This is a genomic window from Terrabacter sp. BE26 (assembly GCF_041941675.1).
Classification (GTDB): Bacteria; Actinomycetota; Actinomycetes; order Actinomycetales; family Dermatophilaceae; genus Terrabacter.
The window spans coordinates 3,936,381-3,956,952 of the sequence record NZ_CP090122.1 but is presented as its reverse complement, the minus strand read 5'-3'; the positions used below and the strand labels follow the sequence as shown (position 1 = coordinate 3,956,952).

At 71.8% G+C, this 20,572-nt stretch carries 21 protein-coding genes; 8 read left to right on the top strand and 13 right to left on the bottom strand.

Translation table 11 applies throughout. The features are described from left to right. The first annotated feature begins 188 nt into the window (after window positions 1-188). On the top strand, window positions 189-1,376 hold the full coding sequence (locus LQK93_RS18045) for a hypothetical protein (protein WP_374969145.1): 1,188 nt from the start codon (window positions 189-191) through the stop codon (window positions 1,374-1,376). 6 nt (window positions 1,377-1,382) lie between these two features. Here the strand turns inward: LQK93_RS18045 and lhgO are convergent, their stop codons facing one another. Both lhgO and LQK93_RS18035 read right to left on the bottom strand, forming a co-directional pair. Then, complete coding sequence (lhgO, locus tag LQK93_RS18040) at window positions 1,383-2,582, bottom strand: L-2-hydroxyglutarate oxidase (RefSeq protein ID WP_374969144.1); 1,200 nt, start codon at window positions 2,580-2,582, stop codon at window positions 1,383-1,385. A 20-nt stretch (window positions 2,583-2,602) separates the two neighbouring features. Beyond that, on the bottom strand, window positions 2,603-3,025 hold the full coding sequence (locus LQK93_RS18035; RefSeq protein ID WP_374969143.1) for a GNAT family N-acetyltransferase: 423 nt from the start codon (window positions 3,023-3,025) through the stop codon (window positions 2,603-2,605). 25 nt (window positions 3,026-3,050) lie between these two features. Here LQK93_RS18035 and LQK93_RS18030 point away from each other — a divergent pair, with 25 nt between their 5' ends. Continuing rightward, entirely contained in the window at window positions 3,051-3,671 is a 621-nt protein-coding gene (locus LQK93_RS18030; RefSeq protein ID WP_374969142.1) for an L-threonylcarbamoyladenylate synthase, read from the top strand. A 52-nt stretch (window positions 3,672-3,723) separates the two neighbouring features. Continuing rightward, window positions 3,724-5,664: an alpha-amylase family protein gene (locus tag LQK93_RS18025; protein WP_374969141.1), complete on the top strand. Its 1,941-nt coding sequence runs from the start codon at window positions 3,724-3,726 to the stop codon at window positions 5,662-5,664. A gap of 85 nt (window positions 5,665-5,749) precedes the next feature. Here LQK93_RS18025 and LQK93_RS18020 read toward each other — a convergent pair whose 3' ends face one another. From LQK93_RS18020 to LQK93_RS18010, 3 genes are all read right to left on the bottom strand, one after another. Continuing rightward, a complete protein-coding gene (locus LQK93_RS18020; protein ID WP_374969140.1) occupies window positions 5,750-6,937 on the bottom strand; it encodes a DUF2332 domain-containing protein in 1,188 nt (395 codons plus the stop codon). Next, window positions 6,921-8,108 (bottom strand): methyltransferase domain-containing protein, encoded by a 1,188-nt coding sequence (locus LQK93_RS18015; protein WP_374969139.1) that lies wholly within the window; start codon window positions 8,106-8,108, stop codon window positions 6,921-6,923. Before LQK93_RS18015 ends, LQK93_RS18020 begins: the two co-directional genes overlap by 17 nt. Window positions 8,109-8,208: 100 nt before the next feature. Further along, window positions 8,209-8,739, bottom strand: coding sequence for a MarR family winged helix-turn-helix transcriptional regulator (locus LQK93_RS18010; RefSeq protein WP_374969138.1), 531 nt, complete (start codon window positions 8,737-8,739; stop codon window positions 8,209-8,211). Between the two features lie 108 nt (window positions 8,740-8,847). Here LQK93_RS18010 and LQK93_RS18005 point away from each other — a divergent pair, with 108 nt between their 5' ends. Next, window positions 8,848-10,224 carry an MFS transporter gene (locus LQK93_RS18005; protein ID WP_374969137.1) on the top strand — a complete coding sequence of 459 codons (1,377 nt, stop codon included), beginning with the start codon at window positions 8,848-8,850 and terminating at the stop codon, window positions 10,222-10,224. A 118-nt stretch (window positions 10,225-10,342) separates the two neighbouring features. Further along, window positions 10,343-10,705, top strand: coding sequence for an RNA polymerase-binding protein RbpA (locus tag LQK93_RS18000; protein WP_374969136.1), 363 nt, complete (start codon window positions 10,343-10,345; stop codon window positions 10,703-10,705). Window positions 10,706-10,841: 136 nt separating this feature from the next. Here LQK93_RS18000 and LQK93_RS17995 read toward each other — a convergent pair whose 3' ends face one another. From LQK93_RS17995 to LQK93_RS17965, 7 genes are read right to left on the bottom strand one after another with little or no spacing between them, the layout of a single operon-like run. After that, entirely contained in the window at window positions 10,842-11,387 is a 546-nt protein-coding gene (locus LQK93_RS17995) for an FxsA family protein (RefSeq protein ID WP_374969135.1), read from the bottom strand. Continuing rightward, window positions 11,384-12,175, bottom strand: a complete 792-nt coding sequence (locus LQK93_RS17990) for a polyprenol monophosphomannose synthase (RefSeq protein WP_374969134.1) — start codon at window positions 12,173-12,175, stop codon at window positions 11,384-11,386. Before LQK93_RS17990 ends, LQK93_RS17995 begins: the two co-directional genes overlap by 4 nt. Then, on the bottom strand, window positions 12,156-13,823 hold the full coding sequence (gene lnt, locus LQK93_RS17985; RefSeq protein WP_374969133.1) for an apolipoprotein N-acyltransferase: 1,668 nt from the start codon (window positions 13,821-13,823) through the stop codon (window positions 12,156-12,158). The genes LQK93_RS17990 and lnt overlap by 20 nt, the downstream gene beginning before the upstream one ends. A 37-nt stretch (window positions 13,824-13,860) precedes the next feature. Continuing rightward, window positions 13,861-14,292, bottom strand: coding sequence for a hotdog domain-containing protein (locus LQK93_RS17980; RefSeq protein ID WP_374969132.1), 432 nt, complete (start codon window positions 14,290-14,292; stop codon window positions 13,861-13,863). Then, a complete protein-coding gene (locus LQK93_RS17975) occupies window positions 14,289-15,053 on the bottom strand; it encodes an OAM dimerization domain-containing protein (RefSeq protein ID WP_374969131.1) in 765 nt (254 codons plus the stop codon). The genes LQK93_RS17980 and LQK93_RS17975 overlap by 4 nt, the downstream gene beginning before the upstream one ends. After that, window positions 15,050-16,687, bottom strand: coding sequence for a lysine 5,6-aminomutase subunit alpha (locus LQK93_RS17970; RefSeq protein WP_374969130.1), 1,638 nt, complete (start codon window positions 16,685-16,687; stop codon window positions 15,050-15,052). Before LQK93_RS17970 ends, LQK93_RS17975 begins: the two co-directional genes overlap by 4 nt. Then, the gene (locus tag LQK93_RS17965; RefSeq protein WP_374969129.1) at window positions 16,684-17,820 is read right to left on the bottom strand and encodes an L-erythro-3,5-diaminohexanoate dehydrogenase; all 1,137 of its coding nucleotides are present in this window, start codon (window positions 17,818-17,820) and stop codon (window positions 16,684-16,686) included. Before LQK93_RS17965 ends, LQK93_RS17970 begins: the two co-directional genes overlap by 4 nt. Before the next feature lie 91 nt (window positions 17,821-17,911). Here LQK93_RS17965 and LQK93_RS17960 point away from each other — a divergent pair, with 91 nt between their 5' ends. From LQK93_RS17960 to ybaK, 3 genes are read left to right on the top strand one after another with little or no spacing between them, the layout of a single operon-like run. Continuing rightward, window positions 17,912-19,354 carry a KamA family radical SAM protein gene (locus LQK93_RS17960; RefSeq protein ID WP_374969128.1) on the top strand — a complete coding sequence of 481 codons (1,443 nt, stop codon included), beginning with the start codon at window positions 17,912-17,914 and terminating at the stop codon, window positions 19,352-19,354. A 17-nt stretch (window positions 19,355-19,371) separates the two neighbouring features. Further along, entirely contained in the window at window positions 19,372-19,539 is a 168-nt protein-coding gene (locus tag LQK93_RS17955; RefSeq protein WP_374969127.1) for a hypothetical protein, read from the top strand. After that, window positions 19,539-20,036 (top strand): Cys-tRNA(Pro) deacylase, encoded by a 498-nt coding sequence (ybaK, locus tag LQK93_RS17950; protein WP_374969126.1) that lies wholly within the window; start codon window positions 19,539-19,541, stop codon window positions 20,034-20,036. The genes LQK93_RS17955 and ybaK overlap by 1 nt, the downstream gene beginning before the upstream one ends. A gap of 25 nt (window positions 20,037-20,061) precedes the next feature. Here ybaK and LQK93_RS17945 read toward each other — a convergent pair whose 3' ends face one another. Continuing rightward, entirely contained in the window at window positions 20,062-20,520 is a 459-nt protein-coding gene (locus tag LQK93_RS17945; RefSeq protein ID WP_374969125.1) for an Lrp/AsnC family transcriptional regulator, read from the bottom strand. Window positions 20,521-20,572 lie beyond the last annotated feature (52 nt).

Below are 20,572 nucleotides of genomic sequence, written 5' to 3'. Positions count from 1 at the left end.
CCTCGTGCCCGGTCAGCCCTGCGGCAGACCAGGGCACATCCCGTGGAACTGCGGGTCAGCGCCCCTCCCTGACCTCACCGGCCGAGCAGACACCGGTCACGGCAGGGGCCGAGCAGGCGGGGAGTGCTCCCCATGGCCTCGCCGTCGAGCACCGCCTACGGTGGGGCCACCGTCGACAGGAGGACCGCGTGCTCTACCGCAAGGGTGCAGACCCGGAGGCCCTGGACCGTTCCGCTCGCGAGCTGAGCGCGTGCGTCGGTGAGGTCGACGGCATCCGGGCCAACGGCACGAGGGCCCTGGCCGTCATCGGCCGCTCGTGGGGCGGCGCCGATGCCGAGGCAGCCCAGCAGAGGTGGCGCTCGACGGCCGAAGCACTGTCCTCGCTGGGATCGACCCTCGACGGACTCGCCCGCCGGCTCAGCGACAACGCCCGCGCCCAGCGCACCGCGAGCACGACCACGGGCCCCCTCCTCGAGCTTGGAGCCCTCTTCCCGTTGGCACCGGGCACCGTCCCGGGCTTCCCGGGCGGCTTCCCGGGCGGCGGCACGGGACCCTCCCTGCCGCCCTTCGCAGACGGCCTGCGGGGCACCACGCCGCACCAGATGGACCTCGAGCTCGCCCAGCTCGCCCAGGGCGTCTACGACGGCACGGGCACGGAGACGTACCGCCCCCTCGAGCCATCCGAGCTGGAGGCCCTGGGCATCGACCCGCGGACCCTGACCGGGCCCGGCGGCTTCGACGCGAACATCTATCGCGACGCCCAGGGCCACTACGTGCTGGCCTTCGCCGGCACCGACCCCAAGAGCGCCGCCGACTGGGAGGCCAACGCCGAGCAGGGAGTCGGCGGGCTCAGCTCACAGCACCTGCAGGCGATCGCGCTGGCGCAGCAGCTCGCCGCCGGGGTGGGCGGCGAGAACATGGTGCTCACCGGGCACTCGCTCGGCGGTGGTCTGGCCAGCACGGCCTCCGTCGCCACCGACGTGCCGGCCGTCACGTTCAACGCGGCCGGAGTGCATCCCAACACGGTGGCTGCCGCCCTCGACCTCAGCCACGGCGAGGGCGCCCTGGCCTCCGGACAGATCCGCAACTACCACGTGCGCGGCGAGATCCTCACGACCCTGCAGAACCCGCTCGGGTCGTTCGTCGACCACGTGCCGCCGATCGGCGACAGCGCGCTCCCCAACGCGCTCGGCACGCAGATCGCGCTGAACCCCGTCAAGGGCCCCGACCTGCACCCGACTGCCTGGGGACTCGTCGTTCCGGTGATCGGGGTCGCAGAGACCGTCAAGGGCCTGGGTGGGTATGCCGTCGGCCTGCACCAGACACCATCGGTGATCGAGGCCATGAACGCGAGCTCCTACTTCGGCAAGCACTGAGCGCGCTCAGCCGAGGTCGAGCCGCGCGACCACCATGTCCGCGATGGCCAGGGAGGCGGTCGCGGCGGGTGACGGGGCGTTGCGGACGCACAGGACCGGCCCGACCCGGCTGAACCTGAAGTCCTCGACGAGCGAGCCGTCCGGGTCCATGGCCTGGGCGCGCACCCCCGACGCAGCCGGTAGCACGTCCGACTCGGCGATCGCGGGGACGTAGCGACGTGCGCGGCGGACGAACGCACGACGGCTGAGGGAGCCGACGACCTCGGTGGCCCCGGTGCGCACGTTGGCCCGTGCGAGGCGCCGAAACCCGGGAGAGGCCGCGAGCTCCTTGAGCACCTCGAGGTCGACGTCGCGCTTGCGGTACCCCTCGCGAGCCGTCGCGAGCACCGCGTTGGGGCCGAGCAGCACGGTCCCGTCGACCCGCCGGGTGAGATGGACGCCCAGGAACGGGTGGCGCGGGTCGGGCACCGGGTAGACGAGGCCACGCACCAGCTGGGCCGCGAAGGGGGACAGCCGGTGGTACTCCCCCCGGAAGGGCACGATCGCCGGGCTCGGGCCGTCGCCCGCCAGCATCGCCAGCCGGTCGGCATACAGGCCGCCGGCAAGGACCACCCGCTCGGCGCGAAGGCCGCGCCCGTCGGCGGCGCGGACGTCGACGGCCTCGCCCCGACGCTCGAGCCCGACGACCTCGAAGCCGGTGACGACCTGCGCCCCGGCCGCCTTCGCGTCGTCCAGCATGGCGGAGGCCACGAGCGAGAAGTCGGTGATCGCGGTCGTGGGGGAGTGCAGCGCAGCCCGTCCCACCGCGTGCGTCTCGATCTCGCGCAGCCCCCGGGCGTCGAGCCGGCGCAGGCCCGGGACCCCGTTGGCGCGCGCCCTGGCCTCGATGTCGCGGAGCCGCATCTCCTCCGTCTCGTCGAGGGCGATGACGAGCTTGCCGACCTCCTCGTAGGGCAGTCCCCGCTCGGTGCAGTATCGCTTCAGCCGCCGGACTCCCTCTCGGGACAGGGTCGCCTTCGCCGAGCCCGGCGCGTAGTAGATGCCGGCGTGCACCACGCCGCTGTTGCGCGACGTCTGGTGCCTTGCGGGCTCGGGCTCCTTCTCGACGAGGGTCACCTCGGGCCGCGGTTCCGACAGCGCGAGACGTCGTGCGACGGCGGACCCGACGATGCCCCCGCCCACGACGACGACGTGCGGGCGGTTCACCCGCTCACCCGCTCACTCGCTCACCCGGCGCTCGCCCGCTCGGCCGCCTTCACGCCTGCAGGCGTCGGCGCGACGAGGTGGGCGGCATACGGCTCCGGGTGACGAGTGACGTAGGCCTTGATGTACGGGCAGAGGGCCACGATCGCCCGACCGGACTCCACCGTACGGTCGAGCGCGTACGACGCGAGGCGTGCCGCCAGGCCCTGCCCCTCGTACTCGGGACGCACCTCGGTGTGGAAGAAGACCACCCGTTCGCGCTGGTCGGCACCGCCACCAGGGACGAGGGCGTAGGCCGCGACGCCAATGACGTCATCTCCGTCGCGCAGCTCGAACCGCCCCTTCTCCGGGTTGTCGACCACCTGCACGGAGGCAGAGGACCCGCCGGACGCGCCGTCACGCTCTCCTTCGGTCTGCCCCGTCTGCTCACCCTTCTGCTCCGTCATCGGACCAGCATGGCAGGGTGTGCCCATGGCGAAGTACTTCGACGTCCACCCCGTCGACCCGCAACCCCGGGCGATCGGTCAGGCGGTCGAGATCCTACGGACCGGCGGCCTCATCGCCTACCCGACCGACTCGGGCTTCGCCCTCGGCTGCTCCCTCGACAACCCCCAGGGCAAGGAGCGCATCCTGCGCATCCGCCACCTCGACGAGAAGCACCACTTCACGCTGGTGTGCTCGGACTTCGCGCAGCTCGGCCAGTTCGTCCATCTCGACAACGCCGTCTTCCGCGCCATCAAGGCCGCCACGCCCGGGCCGTACACGTTCATCCTCCCGGCCACCAAGGAGGTGCCCAGGCGGCTGCTCCACCCGAAGAAGAAGACCGTCGGCGTGCGCATCCCCGAGCACCCAGTGGTGCGGGAGCTGCTCAAGGCCATGGGCGAGCCGATCCTCTCGAGCACGCTGCTGCTGCCCGACGAAGAGGAGCCGATGACGGAGGGCTGGCTCATCAAGGACCAGCTCGACCACGTCATCGACGCCGTCATCGACTCGGGGGAGTGCGGGCTCGAGCCGACGACCGTGGTCGACTGGTCCGAGGGCTACCCCGTGGTGGCGCGCGTCGGAGCGGGGGACCCGACGCCTTTCGAGTGACGCCCCGGCGCTGACACTGTCATGGCGCCGCCCGGTGCTGTTCAATCGGCCCATGAGCCACGCGCCCAAGCCGGAGTCGATGACGGCACTGCTGGGAGGGCTCGACCCGGCTGAGCAGGAGACGATCCGGCTGCGCCTCGAACGCTGGGGTGATGACCTCGTGGTGGCACTCGCCACGCTCTACCCCGAGCACGACGTGTCGGCGCTCGCCCTGCGCCTCATCGAGCGTGCCGTCGCCGGCTTCCGTGAACGCGACCCCGAGCTGCGCCGCCTCGACCAGAGACGCCTGCTGCGTCCCGACTGGCTCCAGCAGCCGGAGATGTTCGGCTACGCCTGCTACACCGAACGCTTCGCCGACGACCTGCCCGGCGTGGCCGGTCGCCTCGACTACCTGCGTGACCTCGGCGTCACCTACCTGCACCTCATGCCGCTGCTGCTGCCGCGGGAGGGGGACAACGACGGCGGCTACGCCGTGGCCGACTACAGACGTGTCCGCCCCGACCTCGGCGACACCGAGGACCTGCGGGAGCTGACGAGGGCACTACGCGGCGAAGGCATCTCGCTGGTGCTGGACCTCGTGCTCAACCACGTGGCCAGGGAGCACGAGTGGGCCCGCCGCGCCAGGGCGGGGGAGTCGCGCTACCGCGACTACTTCCACGTCTACCCCGACCGCGTCGTGCCCGACGCCTACGAGCGCACCCTTCCCGAGGTGTTCCCCGAGTTCGCGCCGGGCAACTTCACCTGGGACGACGAGCTCGAGGGCTGGGTCTGGACCACCTTCAACGAGTGGCAGTGGGACGTCGACTGGTCCAACCCCGACGTGCTGGTCGAGTACGCCGAGATCGTGCTGCACCTGGCCAACCTCGGGGTCGAGGTGCTGCGCCTCGACGCCATCGCCTTCACGTGGAAGCGGCTCGGGACGAACTGCCAGAACCAGCCCGAGGTGCACGCGGTCGCCCAGGCGCTGCGCGCCGTGGCCCGCATCGCCTGCCCGGCGCTCGCCTTCAAGGCCGAGGCCATCGTGGGACCCCGCGACCTCGTGCAGTACCTCGGGACCGGCACCCACGTCGGCCGGGTCAGCGACATCGCCTACCACAACAGCCTCATGGTGCAGGTGTGGTCGATGCTCGCCACCGGCAGCACGCGGCTGGCCCGTGTCGCGCTGTCGGCCCTGCCGCCCACGCCGCCCAGCGGCACCTGGATCTGCTACGTCCGCTGCCATGACGACATCGGGTGGGCCATCGACGACGAGGACGCCGCGCGGGCCGGCCACGACGGCTTCGCGCACCGGCGTTTCCTCTCCGACTGGTATGCCGGCCAGTTCCCCGGCTCGTGGGCGCGCGGCCTGGTGTTCCAGGCCAACCCGGCCACCGGCGACAAGCGGATCAGCGGGACGGCAGCAGCGCTGACGGGCCTGCAGGCCGGCGAGGAGGCGGATGACCCCGCCGGGCGCGAGCTGGGCCTGGCACGGCTCTTCCTGGCCCACGCCGTCGTGGCCGGGTGGGGCGGCATACCGGTCGTGTGGAGCGGGGACGAGCTGGGGCTGCCCAACGACCCGCTGTGGGACCGCGAGCCCGGCCACGAGGACGACAACCGCTGGGTGCACCGGGAGCGCCTCGACTGGGACGTGGCCGCGCAGCGGGCGGACCTCGACACGACCGCCGGCAAGGTGTTCCAGGGCCTGCGCCACCTGGCCCGCGTCCGCGCCGGCCTGCCGCAGCTGCACGCCTCCGCTGTCGTGCGGGTCGTCGCGGACACCGACGACGGAGTGCTCGTGGTGGTGCGGTCGCATCCCAGCGGGTCGATGGTGTGCGCGTACAACGTGACCGGGACGTGGCGAACCGTGGACGTCCGGCACTTCGCCGACGCGGGGATCGAGCGGCTGTTCGACGCCATCGGCGGCCACCCCGTGTTCGGCGGCCCGGACGGCCTGGTGTCGCTCAGTCCGTATGCGGCGTGGTGGGTCGTCGAGGCACCATCACAGCCGCGTTGACTCTAATGGACGCGAATTCCCTTGTGCCGCAACCGATTTCGCCCATAATCGACATTATGATGTTCGTCGCCGTGGCTCCTCGACGTCACCAGATGTCGACCCAGGCACCGTGCGGGTGTGCGGTTCCGACGAGGCGCGGCGCGGCCTCGGCACCGGCCGTCCAGGTCCGCAGGCCGAGGACGGTGGGGGCACCTTCGGTGCGCGGGTCGTCAGGCAGGCCGGGCACGCAATCGGGCGGCTCGGCCGTGAGCCAGCTCAGCCGCGGCACGGTCTCGGCGACCCCAGCCAGCTTCTGCGCCAGGGCTGCCCGTCGGTCGCGCTCGACGTAGGTCAGGGCCCAGGAGCTGTAGACGATGACGTGGTCGACACCTCCGGCACCACGAGCCTGCTGTCGTGCGGCGTCGACCCCTGCCGCGACGTCGTCGACGAGGTCTCCCTGCAGAACGAGGGGAGGGCGGCGGGAGCGCATGAGCTGCCGGGCGGCCCGGAACCGCTCGACCCGTCCGGGCACGTCCGGCCAGAGACAGGCCAGCAGCCAGCGCACGGCGTCCTCGTCCTCGAGGTCCACGGGCTCCCGGTCCACGCCGGCGCGCCCGAGGACCGGCGGCAACGGCCCCAGTGCGGGGTGCCCGGCCGACCGGTCGAGGCCCTCGCACCGGACCGGGGACGCCGCGTCGCCGACCGAGGTGCGGATGCCGTCGGTCGTCATCGCCGTGACGAGGTAGCGATCCAGCCCGAGCAGCAGGCCGGCACTGGCTCCGAGCTCGACGAGGGCAACGGGACCCAGCGCGGAGGCGGGAGCCGCGGAGCTCTCGCGGCCGACGCGCCCAGCGGCGGCGAGTGTTGCCGCAAGGTAGACGCTGCGGTTGACCTCGTTGGTCTGCGTCGTGCGCGAGGCGATGAGGTGGCGCAGCTCGTCGGCGTGCTCCAGGACCGTGGCGCGCACGTCGGGCCAGGGGTCACCCTGGGGCAGGGAGTCACGCCCGACCACGCTGGCGTACCACCGGGCCGCACGGAGGTCGGGCTGTCGCAGCACGAGGTCGTGCAGCGCGGCGAACCACAGCACCGGACGCGCCTGCCCGGGCTGCGCCGCGACGAGCAGCTCTGCCGTCGTGGGATCCTCGGCGACGCTCCGGCTCACGGCGCCGTAGAGCGGCAGCGATGCGTACTCGCTGCCGAACTCGCGGAACCGCCGGCGTACCCGCTCGAGGCGTTCGGCGTCCGTCTCGCCGTCCTCGTGGCGCGACGGGGCCCGGTCAGCTCCGGCCGGCACCGTCTGCCCGCTCGAGCAGCACGGCCACCTCGTGGTGCGAGGTCTGGGGGAACATGTCGAACAGGCGCGCCTCGCGGGCCCGCAGTGTCGGCATGGCGGCGAGGTCGCGGGCCAGGCTCTCGACGTTGCAGCTGGAGTAGAGCACGTGGGTGGTCGCCGATGCCTCGAGCCAGGCGGCCAGCGCCGGGCCGATCCCGCGCCGGGGCGGGTTGACGACGACCAGCGACGCGGCGTCCGCACGGTCGGTGACCCCCGCCAGTGCCATCACGTCGGTGGCATCACCAACGGCGAAGGCGAGGTCGGCGCCGCTCGCCCCGGACGAGTGCAACGCCGCGGCGCTTCGCCGGGCCGAGACGACGGCCTCGGGGGCGACCTCCACGCCCCGGACCACCCGGTTCCTCCGACCCGGCGCGGCGGCGGCCTGCAGGGCGAAACCACCCACACCGCAGTAGAGGTCGAGGACGACGGCGGGGTCGGCCCGGGCCACCCAGTCCCGAGCCTGCCGGTAGAGCGCGGTAGCCACGCCGGTGTTGGTCTGGAAGAAGCTGTTGGGACGCAGGAACAGCACGACGTCGCCGAGGCGCATCGGCAGGACGTCGGCCTCCGTCAGGACGATCTCGACGTCGCCCTCGGTGATGGCCTTGTGCTCCGGCTGGAGGTTGACCGAGACGACCCGCACCTCGGGCAGCACGTCGAGCAGCAGAGGCAGGCGCGAGCGCAGGAGCGCCACGTGCTTCTGGGAGCGCAGGACGAAGCGGAGCATCGCCTCGCCGTCGGGGGAGTGGGTGAGCAGGACGTGCTTGACCTCGCCCCGGCGCGTCGGGACGTCGTAGGGCTCGAGCCCCAGCGCGTCCAGCAGGCCGGCGACGCGCGGCACCAGCTCGTCGAGCCCCGTCTCGTAGAGACCGCAGTGACGCAGGTCGACGCCGCTGCCGCCGCGGTCGAGGATGCCGACGGTCACCGCACCGGGGGAGCCGCCGACGACGAGCTTGGCCTTGTTGCGGAAGTGCGCCTCGGGGCCGGCGTGCGCGGGCAGCCAGGCGACACCGCGCGTCACGGGCGCCAGCACGTTGACGACGTGGCGTTGCTTGTCGCCCAGCTGGACGGCATACGGGACGCCCATGAGGGTGCACGAGCGGCACCGGGCGGCGTCGAAGTAGTCGCACTGCATCGCGCCCAAGGCTACGGGGCGCTGCCGGTGTCTACGACGACGGCTAGACCGACGGGGAGGGCTCCCGAACACCGAAATGACATAATGTCGATTATCGGCGTTATGCCGATCCACCCGGCAACCGCGCCACGCCGGCCTCCAGCGACCTCAGCCACGTGCGCAACAACGACTCCAGCGCCGTGCGCTGCTCGGGCTGCAGCCCGACCAGCAGCGCCTCGTCGGCCGCCATGACCTCGGCGATGAGCCCGTCGAGCCGGGACGACCCGGCCGGCGTCAGCTGCACGTGCACCGTCCTGCGGTCCGGCTCCTCACGGACCCGGGCCACCAGGCCGAGCCGCTCCATGGCCTGCACGCGCTGCGTCGTCGCTCCGGGCGTCACCCGACACCGCCGGGACAGCTCACCGGCGCTGAGGCGGTACGGCGCGCCGCTGAGCCGCAGCGTGACGAGGACGTCGAGATGGCTCTGGTCGAGCCCGTGCCGAGCCAGGACGCGCGCCCGGTGGTCCATGACGACCGAGGCCAGCCGCCACACCGGGGTGATGATGCCGATCGACGAGACGTCGACGTCTGGGCGCTCCCGTCCCCACGCCTCGACCAGCTTGCCGACCTCGTCCCCCGGAACGTCGCTCACGCATATACTTTAGCCCTAAAGTCACCACACGCCTCGGAGCAATGACCCCTCCGGCGTGTTGGCCGCGGACCCTGCCCGGGCGGCCCGACCATGTGGGACAGTCCTGCCATGTCGCACGTCGTCGTCAACGCCGCACGCCCGGAGACGCGCGAGCAGCGCGCCTGGTACTGGTACGACTGGGCCAACTCGGCCTACGTCACCACCACGGCAACGGTGCTGATGAGCCCCTACCTCACGTCAGTGGCCGAGCAGGCGGCGTGCCCCGGTCTCCCCTCCGGCCAGGACTGCGCGACGGACCTGTCGGTGCTCGGCATCCCGGTCGCCCCCGGCTCGCTGTGGTTCTTCACCGTCACCTTCACGACGCTCCTGTCGGCCGTCGTGCTCATCTTCGTCGGCGCCATCGCCGACCGCAGCCCGCGGCCGACGCGGCTGCTCGCCGGCTTCGCCTGGGTCGGCGCGCTCGCCGGGAGCCTGATGTTCCTCGTCGCGGGCACCAACTGGCAGCTCGGGGCGCTGCTCGTCGTCGTCGCCGGGATCTGCCTCGGCGCCTCCCTCGTGGTCTACGACTCGATCCTGTGCCGCATCGCCAACGAGAACGAGCGCGACCGCGTCTCCTCGAAGGGCTGGGCCTTCGGCTACCTGGGCGGCGGCATCCTGCTCGCCCTCAACTTCGCCCTCGACTTCTTCCACACCGATCTCGGCCTCGACCGGGCCCTGTCCACCCGCATCAGCATCCTGTCCGCCGGGCTCTGGTGGGGCGGGTTCACCCTGATCCCCTACCTCGGACTGCGCCACCTCGAGGGCACGGTGGACGCGCCGGTGGGCCGCTCCCCCGGGATCGTCCGCGGCAGCATCGCGCAGCTGCGCAGCACCTTCCGCGACCTCGCCAACTACCCGCAGACCAAGCTGTTCCTGCTCGCCTACCTCTTCTTCAACGACGGCATCCAGACCGTCATCGGCAGCGCGAGCGTCTACGGCTCCAAGGAGCTCGGCTTCTCGGAGACGACCGTGCTGGGGGTCTTCCTCTTCGTGCAGTTCGTCGCCTTCTTCGGCGCTCGCCTCTTCGGGCGGGTCGCCGCCAGCATCGGCGCCTGGCGCACCGTGCTCTACGGGATCGGCCTCTGGACCCTCGTCGTCGTCTTCGCCTTCCTCGTCCCGTCGAAGTCGCTCGTGATCTTCCTCGCCCTGGCCGCGCTCATCGGCATCGTCCTCGGCGGCACCCAGGCGCTCTCCCGCTCCCTCTACAGCCAGCTGATCCCCCGGGGCCGCGAGGCGGAGTACTTCAGCCTCTACCAGGCCATGGAGCGGGGCACGAGCTGGTTCGGCACGCTCATCTTCGGGCTCGTCTACCAGTTCACGCTCAGCTACCGGTGGGCCATCATCGCCCTCATCGTCTTCTTCGCCCTGGGTGGCGCGCTGCTCTCACGGGTTCGTATGCGCGAGGGCATCGAGCAGGCCGGCAACCCCGTGCCGCTCGTCGTCTGAGACCCGCTTACAATTCGACGCCCGCCAGGGAACAAGGCGGCGTATTGGGTCGTTCAAGGGTCTGTGAGGGTATGACACCGGAAGAGGTGTCACAGGGCAGAGTCTTGGAGGGGTCCAGATGGCCGATCGAGCACTACGCGGTTCCAACCTCGGTGCGAGGAGCATGGAATCCGACGAGAACGTCGTCCCGAGTGAGCGCCAGCTCACCGTCTACGTCTGCCCGCAGGGACACCGCACCGAGCTTCCCTTCTCCATCGAGGCCGACGTCCCCTCCACGTGGGAGTGCCGCTGCGGCCTCGACGCCAAGCTGCAGGGCGACGGCCCCGAGCCGGAGGCCAAGCCGGTCAAGCACCAGCGCACGCACTGGGACATGCTGCTCGAGCGTCGCTCCATCCCGGAGCTCGAGGAGCTGCTCGAGGAGCGCCTGACGCTGCTGCGCGAGTCCCGTGGCGAGAAGCCGCGGCGTCGCAAGACGGCCTGACGGCCCGACACAGACTGCTCGACCGAGAAGCCCGTCCGGTTCGTGGGGGCGGGCTTCTTGCGTGCCGTATGCCATGTGCTCGCCGGGTCCAGGCGGGCGCCGAGGTGGTCGCGTCCAGGTGATCGCGACCGGCCCGTCAGTCCTCGTCGATGATCTCGCCCTCGACGACCTCGTCGCCGCTGGCGGAGCGCTGCGCTCGGTGCGGGTCCGGCTCCTCCCAGCCGGAGCCGCTCGGCTGCCCGGTGACCCGCGGCCCGGTGAAGCGTTCCGTCTGGGCGAGCAGGCGGCGGGAGATGACCGCGGCGAGCAGGCTCCGGGCGACCGGACGGGTGAACGGCAGGACGAGGAGGAGCCCGACCACGTCGGTGACGAAGCCGGGGATGACCAGGAGGGACCCGCCGGCGAGCACGACGATGCCGTCAGCGATCTCGCGCGCCGGCATGCGGCCGCTGCGCACCGCCTGCTGCAGCTCACGCCAGGCACGACCGCCCTCGCGGCGGATGAGCCACACGCCGAGCAGCGAGGTGGCCACCAGCAGCAGGAACGTGGCCCAGCCGCCGATCCACTGCCCGACCGCGACGATGACGACGATCTCGATGACCGGCAGCAGGAGCAGGGCGGCCACGGCGAGACGGGTCAGACGTATGCGCCGGGTGCGCGAAGGACGAGGCGTGGCGGTCATCGCTGCTTCCCGACCGGTTTGCGTTCGCGGACCTTGCCGACGGCCGAGCGCAGCTGGCCGACGCGGTGCTCGAGCCCCCACCGGGTGACGCTCGTGAGTGCCTCCCGGACGATGTCCTTGCCCATCTTCGAGACACCCACCTCGCGCTCGACGAACGTGATGGGCACCTCGACGACGGTGAGGCCGGCGCGGACCGCACGCAGCGTCAGGTCGATCTGGAAGCAGTAACCCTGCGACTCGACGCCCTGCAGACCCATGGTGCGCAGTGCGCTGGCCCGGTAGACGCGGTAGCCGGCCGTCGCATCGTTGACCGCCATGCCCAGCAGCACCTTCGTGTAGAGGTTGGCGCCGACCGAGAGCACCTTGCGACGCAGCGGCCAGTTGCGCACCTCGCCGCCCTTGACCCAGCGGGCGCCGATGACGACGTCGGCCTCCGGCAGGGCCGCCAGCAGCGACGGGAGCTGTTCCGGCAGGTGCGAGCCATCGGCATCCATCTCGACGGCCGCGTCGTAGCCGCGCTCGAGGACGATGGAGAAGCCGGCGAGGTAGGCCTTGCCGAGGCCCTCCTTGCTCGTGCGGTGCACGACGTGGAGCTGCGGGTCGGAGGCGGCCAGGTCGTCGGCGACCTGCCCTGTGCCGTCGGGTGAGCCGTCGTCGAGCACGAAGACGTCGGCGGTGGGCACGCTCGCGCGCACCCGCGCGACGATGCCGGGCAGGTTGTCACGCTCGTTGTAGGTCGGGATGAGCACGGCCACTCGGGTCACGGGCTCACGGTGCGTCGTCGTCATCCTCATCCTTCGTTCGCTTGGAAGTCGGGTCCGGCGTCGGGTCCCGTGTCGGGTCCGGGTTTGGGTCCGGCGCTGTGGCCGGCTCGGTCGGCGACTTCGCCGGGCGACCACCGCGGAGCCCGAGGGCGAGCATCGTCAGCAGCGCGGCGGCGGCGACCCACTCCGGGGCCTCCCCCAGCCGGGTCGCCAGTGTCGTGGCGTCTCGCAAGGGTAGTGCCCCTCGGACCACCGCCTGTGTGAAAAGCGAAGTCACCTGGTGTGCGGTTCCGTCGGGAGTGATGAGCGCGCTCTGGCCCACCGTCGAGACGTGCACGACCGACCGGCCGAACTCCATGGCCCGCACCCTGCTGATCGCGAGCTGCTGGGGCGACTCCGCGGTGTAGCCGAACGTCGCGTTGTTGGTCTGCACGACGAGCACGTTCGCGCCGGCCTGCACGGCGTCGCGCATGATGTCGTCGTAGGCCACCTCGAAGCAGATCGCCAGTCCTGCCCGGATCTGCCGACCTCCGGCGGTCGTGACGGTGAAGACGCCCGGGGCCGGGCCGGGGACGAAGTCGTTCCGGACGAGGTCGACCTCCCTGCTGAAGTTCCTCCAGAAGGACCGGTTGGGGATGTACTCGGCGAACGGCACGGGGTGGCGCTTGACGTAGCGGTCCGTGTTGCCCTTGCCGGGCTCGAAGAGCAGGGCGACATTGGACAGGAACCCCACCGGCTCCTCGAGCAGGCCCCCGACGATGAGCGGTCGCTGCAGGGTGTCAACCGTCCGGAGAATCTCGGCCTTGGCGTCGGCATTGCGCAGCGGGTCGATGTCGGAGGCGTTCTCGGGCCACACGACGAGGTCAGGCGCCGGCGCCCGGCCCGCCGCGACGTCCTGCTGTGCCTTCAGCGTCGCCGCGACGTGGTTGTCGAGCACCGCCCGCCGCTCGGCGTTGAACTCCAGGCCGGGGCGGGCCACGTTGCCCTGCACTCCGAGGAACTGCACGGCCGGCCCGTCGGTGGGCAGCGGCACGGCGAACCCGGCGAGGCCCAGCACGAGCACGGCGAGCGCGGGCAGCCAGACCTGGCGTGACGGCATACGGGAGGGGGTCGTGCCGGACGCCTCGGTCTCGACACGTCCCCTCCCCCGGCCCGACCGGGCGAGCAGCCGCTGCGCGGCCAGCGAGAGCAGGCCGGCGCTGAGCGCGATGACGAAGCCGACGAACGGGGCCCCGCCGAGCGCGACGAGGCGACCGAAGGGCGAGTCGGCCTGGCTGAAGGCGAGCTTCACCCAGGGGAAGCCGCCGTAGGGCGCACGCCCGCGCAGGCCCTCCGTCACCACCCACACGAGGGCGAAGGCAAGCGGCCTGACGCGCCCGCGTCGGCTCAGCCAGCCGTAGAGCATCCCAGCGAGGGCGACGAACAGCGCCTCCAGCGTGGCCAGCGCGATCCACGGGAGGGAGCCGACGTAGATGCCCGACCAGCTGAGGGTGGGCACGAAGAAGACCAGGCCACCGGACAGCCCGAGCAAGAAGCCGCGCCGGGCGCCCGCGCCGGTCCACGACCACGCCCACAGCGCGAGCGCCAGCGGTGCCGTGACCCACACGTCGAAGGTCGGGAAGGCGAAGCAGAGCAGCCCGCCGCCGAGCATGGACAGGAGGAGACGCAGCACGGGATCACCGTATGCTGCGTGGCTCCGAGGTCGGTGGTCAGGGCACGACCACGACTCCGCGCGCGGTGGTGGCGACCACCGGCGGGTCGAGCACCTGGGCCGCCGAACCGCCGCGCTCCTCGTCGCCGCGGGCGACGACGCGCACCTCGAAGTCCATCTCGCGCGAGCGGCGGCCCACGCGGACGAGCTCGGCCGAGATCTCGATGACGTCACCGGCCTGGACCCGCGAGCGGAACTGGACGTCGCTGTAGGAGGCGAAGAGTCCCTCGTCGTCGTCCGTCACGATGCACAGCTCGGTGGCGACGTCGCCGAAGGCCGCCAGCGAGTAGGCGCCGTCGACGAGGTTGCCGGCGTAGTGGGCGTGCGAGTAGGGCACGTAGCGACGGTGGGTGACGCGCATCCCGACCGTCGCCTTCGTCGTCGAGCGCGTCGTCGAACGCGTCGTGCGCGGGTCCTGGGCCTCGGTCATCGTCTCGCCTTCCGCTCGGTCATCTCGTGGACGAGGTAGCTGGCGACCTCGCCGGGGGTCGCGCCTCGGCCGAAGATCCGGTCGACCCCCAGCGTCCTCTCGGAGCCCTCCTCGAAGCGCGGGCCGCCGACGACCAGGATCGGGACCTGTCCCGCGGGATAGGCCTCGCGGAACGCCGCGGACATCTGGGTCGTGTTGTGGAGGTGCGCGTCCTTCTGGGTGACGACCTGGCTGACGAGGACCGCATCGGCCTTCTCGGCGCGGGCCCGCGCGACGAGGTCGGGCACGAGCACCTGGGCACCGAGGTTGACGACCTTGATCTCCCGGTAGTACTCGAGGCCCTTCTCCCCCGCGAATCCCTTGATGTTGAGGATGGCGTCGATGCCGACGGTGTGGGCGTCGGTGCCGATGCAGGCGCCGACGACGACGAGCTTGCGGCGCAGCTGCCTGCGGATGGCGAGGTTGGCGTCCTTGGCCGAGAGCAGGGGGTACTCGCGCTCGACGACGTGCACGTCGTCGAGGGTCACCAGGTGCGTCGAGCTGCCGTAGACGACGAAGAACGTGAAGTCGGGGCCCATCGGCTTGGCGTGGACGAGCAGGGCCGGGTCGAGGCCCATCTTGCGCGCCAGCTGCAACGCGGCGCCCTCGGCGAGCCTGTCGTGCGGCAGGGGGAGGGTGAAGGACACCTGCACCATGCCGTCGCCGGTCGTGTCGCCGTAGGGCCGGATCACCCCGCCCTGCGACGGCATCGCCGCGCTCATCGCCCGGCTCCTTCCGAGGAGGTATGCCGTGTGCCCGGGGGCGGTCTCCACGCGTCGAGGGCGGTGGTCGCCGGGTTGTCGTAGTCGTCGGCGCGCTCGCAGACACCGTCCAGGCCCTTGCCGCCCGTGGCGGGGCGCTTCATGAGCCCGAAGGTCCCGTCGGCGATCGCCGCCAGCAGCGGCGCGTCACCGGCGTCATCGGTGTCGCTCGCGATGCGGTCGAGCAGGTCCACCGCCTCGGAGAGGACCTGCCGGGCCCGCGTCTGGATGAACCCGTCGCGAGGCGGGTGGAAGTCCTCGCTGAGCCCGCTCGCCGCGTTCATGACGTAGCGGACGTTCTGCAGGGCCAGGTCCCGGTCGGACAGGAACGGCGTGACGACGGCCTCGGTCATCATCCCGACGAGCAGGATGCCCTGGCCGGTCATGGCCCCGACGAGGTTGAAGAACCCGTCGAGGAGGTAGCCGCGGAAGATGTCGCCCGTCATGTGCTTGGTGGGCGGCATCCACTTCAGCGGGGCGTCCGGGAAGAGGGTGCGAGCCAGCAGGGCGTGGGCCAGCTCCATCCGGAAGCTGTCGGGAAGATCCGGGTTGATCTCGAAGGCGTGCCCGAGACCCAGCTGCCAGTCCTCGAGGCCGGCCTCCTTGGCGAACTCCTCGTTGAGCAGCTGGCTCACGGTGACGGTGTGCGCCGCCTCGACGGCGTCGGCGGTGGTGAGGTAGTTGTCCTCGCCGGTGTTGATGATGATCCCGGCCCGGGCGTGCACCTGGCGGGAGAACCGCTGGTCGACGAAGGTGCGGACCGGGTTGATGTCGCGGAAGAGGATGCCGTACATCGAGTCGTTGAGCATCATGTCGAGACGCTCCATGCCGGCGAGCGCCGCGATCTCGGGCATGCACAGGCCCGACGCGTAGTTGGTGAGGCGGACGTAGCGGCCGAGCTCCCTGCTGACGTCGTCGAGCGCGGTGCGCATGAGCCGGAAGTTCTCCTGCGTCGCGTAGGTGCCGGCGAACCCCTCGCGGGTCGCGCCCTCGGGGACGTAGTCGAGCAGCGACTGCCCGGTCGAGCGGATGACGGCGATGACGTCGGCCCCCTCGCGGGCCGCGGCCTGCGCCTGCGGGATGTCCTCGTGGATGTCACCGGTGGCGACGATCAGGTAGACCCAGGGCTTGCGAGGAGGGTCGCCTAGTCGCTCGACGAGACGCTCGCGGGTCGCGCGGGCGCGGTCGATCGTGCCCAGGCCCGTGGCGACCCCCTTGGCGGCTGCGCGTCGCGCCGCAGCAGCCTCGCGTCCCGAGGGGAGGCGGAACGAGACGTTGTCGCTCGCGGCCTTCTGAGCGAGCGTGGTGAGGTCCGGCGCCTCGCCGCGCAGGAGCGCGTCGTAGACCGGCGTGGTGACACCGTGCTCGAGCCCGACCTCGTTCCGGACGGCGGTGACGAGGTGGTTGACCCACGGCACGCGCTCGTGGTCGGCGCCGGCGAGCCCGGCCAGACGCAGCGTGGCCCGCTCGACCGAGACGGTGGTGTGGCTCCTGGCGATCTCGATGACGGGGGCGGCGGCCCGGCGGGCGAGCGTGCGGGCGCGACGGACGACGGCCGGGTCGAGCTCGAGCAGCGGGGCGGGGCGGGGGCTCACGCGTCCGATCCTGCCGTCTCATGGCCCGTCTCTTGGCCCACCTCGCGGGTGAGGCGCGACTCGAACAGCGACCGCACGGCCGGCACGTCGCGCAACAGGCGCAGCGCGAGCTCCGCGTGGCCGGGGACGTAGCCGTTGCCGACGAGCATCCGCACGTCCGCCGCGAGTCCTTCCGCGCCGAGCGCGGCCGCGGCGAAGCTCGTGGCCATGCTGAAGAAGATGACGGTGCCGCCCTGCGCCGTGGCGAGGATCGCCGGCTGCTCGCAGCCTGGCACGTCCACGCAGACCACGGTGACGTCCGCGGGTCCGCCGGCCGCCTCGACAGCCGCTGCGAGACCGAGCGGTGACCGCGCGTCCGCCAGGACGACGGCGTCGGCCAGCCCGCTGGCCTCGAGGACGGCCCGCTCGCGCTCGAGGGGGACGACCCCGATGGTGCGGCCGGCCCCGGCCGCCCGGGCCGCGGCCAGTGACAGTGAGCCGGACTTGCCCGCCCCACCGAGGACCGCGACGGTCGGCGCGACGTCGCGGGCGGCATACTCGGCCACGACCCGCTCGACGAGCGCGGGCGCGCCGCACACGTCCATGACCATGAGGGCGAGGCGCGGGTCGAGGTCATCGGGCAGCCGGGCGGCGATGCTGCGCCCGAAGAGGATGGCGTGGCCGCGGGCCGGGACCTGCTCGGAGAGGCCGTCCCAGCGTTCGAGGCCGTCGGTGACCGCGAGCGGGGTCAGTGAGAGCGAGACCAGGGTCGCGACGCGGTCGCCGGCGTGCAGACCCAGCGGGCTGAGGGGTCCGACCTCCTCGACGGCGCCGATGAGCATGCCGCCCGACCCGGTCACGGGGTTCTGCATCTTGCCGCGCGCGGCGATGATGTCGAGCACCTCACGCCGCACCGCTCCCCCGTCGAGGCGGCCGCCCGTCGAGTGCTTCTCTGCGAGCTGGCGGTAGGACGCCGCGTCGAGGTTGAGCGTCTCGACGGCGATGCGGACCTCGTCGGGCCAGAGCTCCGGGCGGGCGTCGAGGCGCCGGGCCGACTGCGGGAGCGTGATGTCCCGGCCGCTGGGTTCGAGGACCCGGTGCAGCCCGACCGGGGAGGCCACCCGCTCGTCGTCGGGCGTGGACACTGCATTCACGGCGAAGATCCTCCGGTCATCGTCGACACGTACGGGAAATCCTTTCGCATCATAGGGGTCATCGCGTCGCCCCTTCGGATATCGTCGCTTCATGACAGTGGTGTCACAGCCCTACGCGTACGCCCGTCACCAGCTCGTCGAGCCGGACTGGACCCGGCTGCCTGGCTGGGCCCACGTGACCCAGGCCGACTGGGACAGCGCGCAGTGGCAGCGTGCCCACTGCATCAAGAACATCGGCCAGCTGCGCGCCCTCATGGGCGACCTGCTCGAGGACCGCTTCTACGACGACCTCGAGCGGGACCAGGCCGAGCGGGCGACGATGTCGATGCTCGTCCCACCGCAGATGCTCAACACCATGGTGCCGTACACCGGTGAGCCGATGCCATCGGCCGGCCACGACTTCACCGAGGCCTTCTACGCCGACCAGGTCCGGCGCTACATGCTGCCGGTCTTCTCCGACCGCCGCACCGACTGGCCCTCGCACCCCCACGCCATGCGCGACTCGCTCCACGAGCACGACATGTGGGTCGCCGAGGGGCTGACGCACCGCTACCCCACGAAGGTGCTCGCCGAGCTGCTGCCCACGTGCCCCCAGTACTGCGGCCACTGCACCCGCATGGACCTCGTCGGCAACTCCACGCAGCAGGTGACGAAGCTGCGCTTCGACCTCAAGCCCGTCGACCGCTACACGGCGATGCTCGACTACCTGCGCTCGACCCCCGTCGTGCGCGACGTCGTCGTCTCCGGCGGTGACGTCGCCAACATGCCGTGGAAGAACCTCGAGTCCTTCGTCGACCAGCTGCTCGACATCGACACCATCCGCGACATCCGCCTGGCCACCAAGGCGCTCATGGGCCTGCCGCAGCACTGGTTCGCCGACGACGTCGTCGAGGGCGTCGGTCGCGTTTCCGCCAAGGCCCGCTCACGCGGCGTGTCGCTCGCCATCCACACGCACGTCAACAGCGCCCAGTCGGTGACCCCCTCGGTCGCCCGCGCCGCCCGGGCCATGCTCGACGCCGGCGTGCGCGACGTGCGCAACCAGGGCGTCCTCATGCGCGGCGTCAACAGCACCACGGAGCAGCTGCTCGACCTGTGCTTCGCCCTCGCTGACGGCGCCTCGGTCACCCCCTACTACTTCTACATGTGCGACATGATCCCGTTCGCGGAGCACTGGCGGCTCTCGCTCGCCGAGGCCCAGCACCTGCAGCACTCGATCATGGGCTACCTCCCCGGCTTCGCCACCCCGCGGATCGTCTGCGACGTGCCGTTCGTCGGCAAGCGGTGGGTCCACCAGGTCGAGGAGTACGACATCGAGCGCGGCATCTCCTACTGGCGCAAGAACTACCGCACCTCCATCGAGGGTGACGACACCGAGGCGCTGTCGCGCGAGTACGTCTACTACGACCCGATCTACACGCTCCCCGAGTCGGGCCGCCGGTGGTGGCAGGAGTCCGTCGACCACGGGGCCGTGGCCGCGCAGGCGGCAGCGACCGCCGCGAGCAGCCGAGCCGTCGCGGAGTCCCAGCTGGTGTGACGCCATAGACTGCGCCGGTGACCTCCCGCTCCCGCGGTGCCCGTGTCCGCGTCCCCCGCGCCGAGCGCGAGGCACGAATGCTGGCCGTGTGGCGCACCACCCGCCCGGGCACCACCGCGACGGAGGCCACCGAGCTCGTCATGACGACGACCTGCGACGGGCTCTGCTCCGTCCCCGACGCCTGATGGCCAGGCACCGCGCCGGCGCAGGGCCCGCGACCCCCGCCACGGTGGCGCTCGACCGGGCCGGCGTGCCCTACGCGCGCCACCCCTACGCACACGACCCGGCGGCGCTCAGCTACGGGATGGAGGCGGCCCGGTCCCTCGGGGTGGACCCGGCCCGCGTCTTCAAGACCCTCCTCGTCGACACCGGGAATAGCCTGGCCGTCGGGGTCGTGCCCGTGGACGGCCAGCTCGACCTCAAGGCGCTCGCCTCCGCGCTCCAGGTCAAGAGCGTCACCATGGCCGACCCTTCGACCGCCGAGCGCAGCAGCGGCTACGTGGTGGGCGGCATCTCTCCCGTCGGGCAGAAACGGGCGCTGCCCACGGTGCTCGACGAGACGGCCTACGCCCATCCGACGATCTTCGTCTCGGGCGGGCGCCGGGGCTTCGACATCGAGCTCGCGCCCGGCGACCTCGCCGCGGTGACACGAGCCGTCCGGGCCCGGATCGGCAGGGCCTGACGACGCCTGGGGGCCTCGGGACGGCTCAGGCGTCCTCGGGCGGCGCGACGGAGGCGCTGCGTCCCTCCCAGGGGGTGGAGAGCACGACGGTGGTGCGGGTCGAGACGCTGGCGGCCGAACGGATGCGGGCCAGCAGGTCCTCGAGGTCGCTCGGGGTGGCCACGCGGACCTTGAGGATGTAGCTCTCCTCCCCCGCCACCGAGTGGCAGTCCTCGATCTCGGTGATGTGCCGCAACCGATCCGGCACGTCGTCCGGCGCACTCGGGTCGAAGGGGGTCACGGAGATCAGTGCGGTCAGGGGCAAGCCGAGCGCCTCCGGGGACACCTGTGCGGCGTAGCCGGTCACGACGCCGCGCTCCTCGAGCCGCCGCACGCGCTGGTGGACCGCGGAGGTGGACAGCCCCGTGGCCTTGCCGAGGTCGGTGTAGCTCATGCGGCCGTCCGCGAGCAGCAGGCCGACGAGGCGACGGTCGAGATCTTCCATGGCGGCAGGCTAGTGCAGGGTCGCGAAACGGGCGCGACGTTCCTCATCGCGG

Excerpts from the sequence above, each read along its gene's own strand:
- LQK93_RS18035 (WP_374969143.1), bottom strand. The coding sequence starts at position 3,025 with ATGACGGAGCAGAAGGGTGAGCAGACGGGGCAGACCGAAGGAGAGCGT.
- LQK93_RS18030 (WP_374969142.1), top strand. The coding sequence starts at position 3,051 with ATGGCGAAGTACTTCGACGTCCACCCCGTCGACCCGCAACCCCGGGCG.
- LQK93_RS18025 (WP_374969141.1), top strand. The coding sequence starts at position 3,724 with ATGAGCCACGCGCCCAAGCCGGAGTCGATGACGGCACTGCTGGGAGGG.
- LQK93_RS18015 (WP_374969139.1), bottom strand. The coding sequence starts at position 8,108 with ATGCAGTGCGACTACTTCGACGCCGCCCGGTGCCGCTCGTGCACCCTC.
- LQK93_RS18005 (WP_374969137.1), top strand. The coding sequence starts at position 8,848 with ATGTCGCACGTCGTCGTCAACGCCGCACGCCCGGAGACGCGCGAGCAG.
- LQK93_RS18000 (WP_374969136.1), top strand. The coding sequence starts at position 10,343 with ATGGCCGATCGAGCACTACGCGGTTCCAACCTCGGTGCGAGGAGCATG.
- LQK93_RS17995 (WP_374969135.1), bottom strand. The coding sequence starts at position 11,387 with ATGACCGCCACGCCTCGTCCTTCGCGCACCCGGCGCATACGTCTGACC.
- LQK93_RS17990 (WP_374969134.1), bottom strand. The coding sequence starts at position 12,175 with ATGACGACGACGCACCGTGAGCCCGTGACCCGAGTGGCCGTGCTCATC.
- LQK93_RS17980 (WP_374969132.1), bottom strand. The coding sequence starts at position 14,292 with ATGACCGAGGCCCAGGACCCGCGCACGACGCGTTCGACGACGCGCTCG.
- LQK93_RS17975 (WP_374969131.1), bottom strand. The coding sequence starts at position 15,053 with ATGAGCGCGGCGATGCCGTCGCAGGGCGGGGTGATCCGGCCCTACGGC.
- LQK93_RS17960 (WP_374969128.1), top strand. The coding sequence starts at position 17,912 with ATGACAGTGGTGTCACAGCCCTACGCGTACGCCCGTCACCAGCTCGTC.
- ybaK (WP_374969126.1), top strand. The coding sequence starts at position 19,539 with ATGGCCAGGCACCGCGCCGGCGCAGGGCCCGCGACCCCCGCCACGGTG.
- LQK93_RS17945 (WP_374969125.1), bottom strand. The coding sequence starts at position 20,520 with ATGGAAGATCTCGACCGTCGCCTCGTCGGCCTGCTGCTCGCGGACGGC.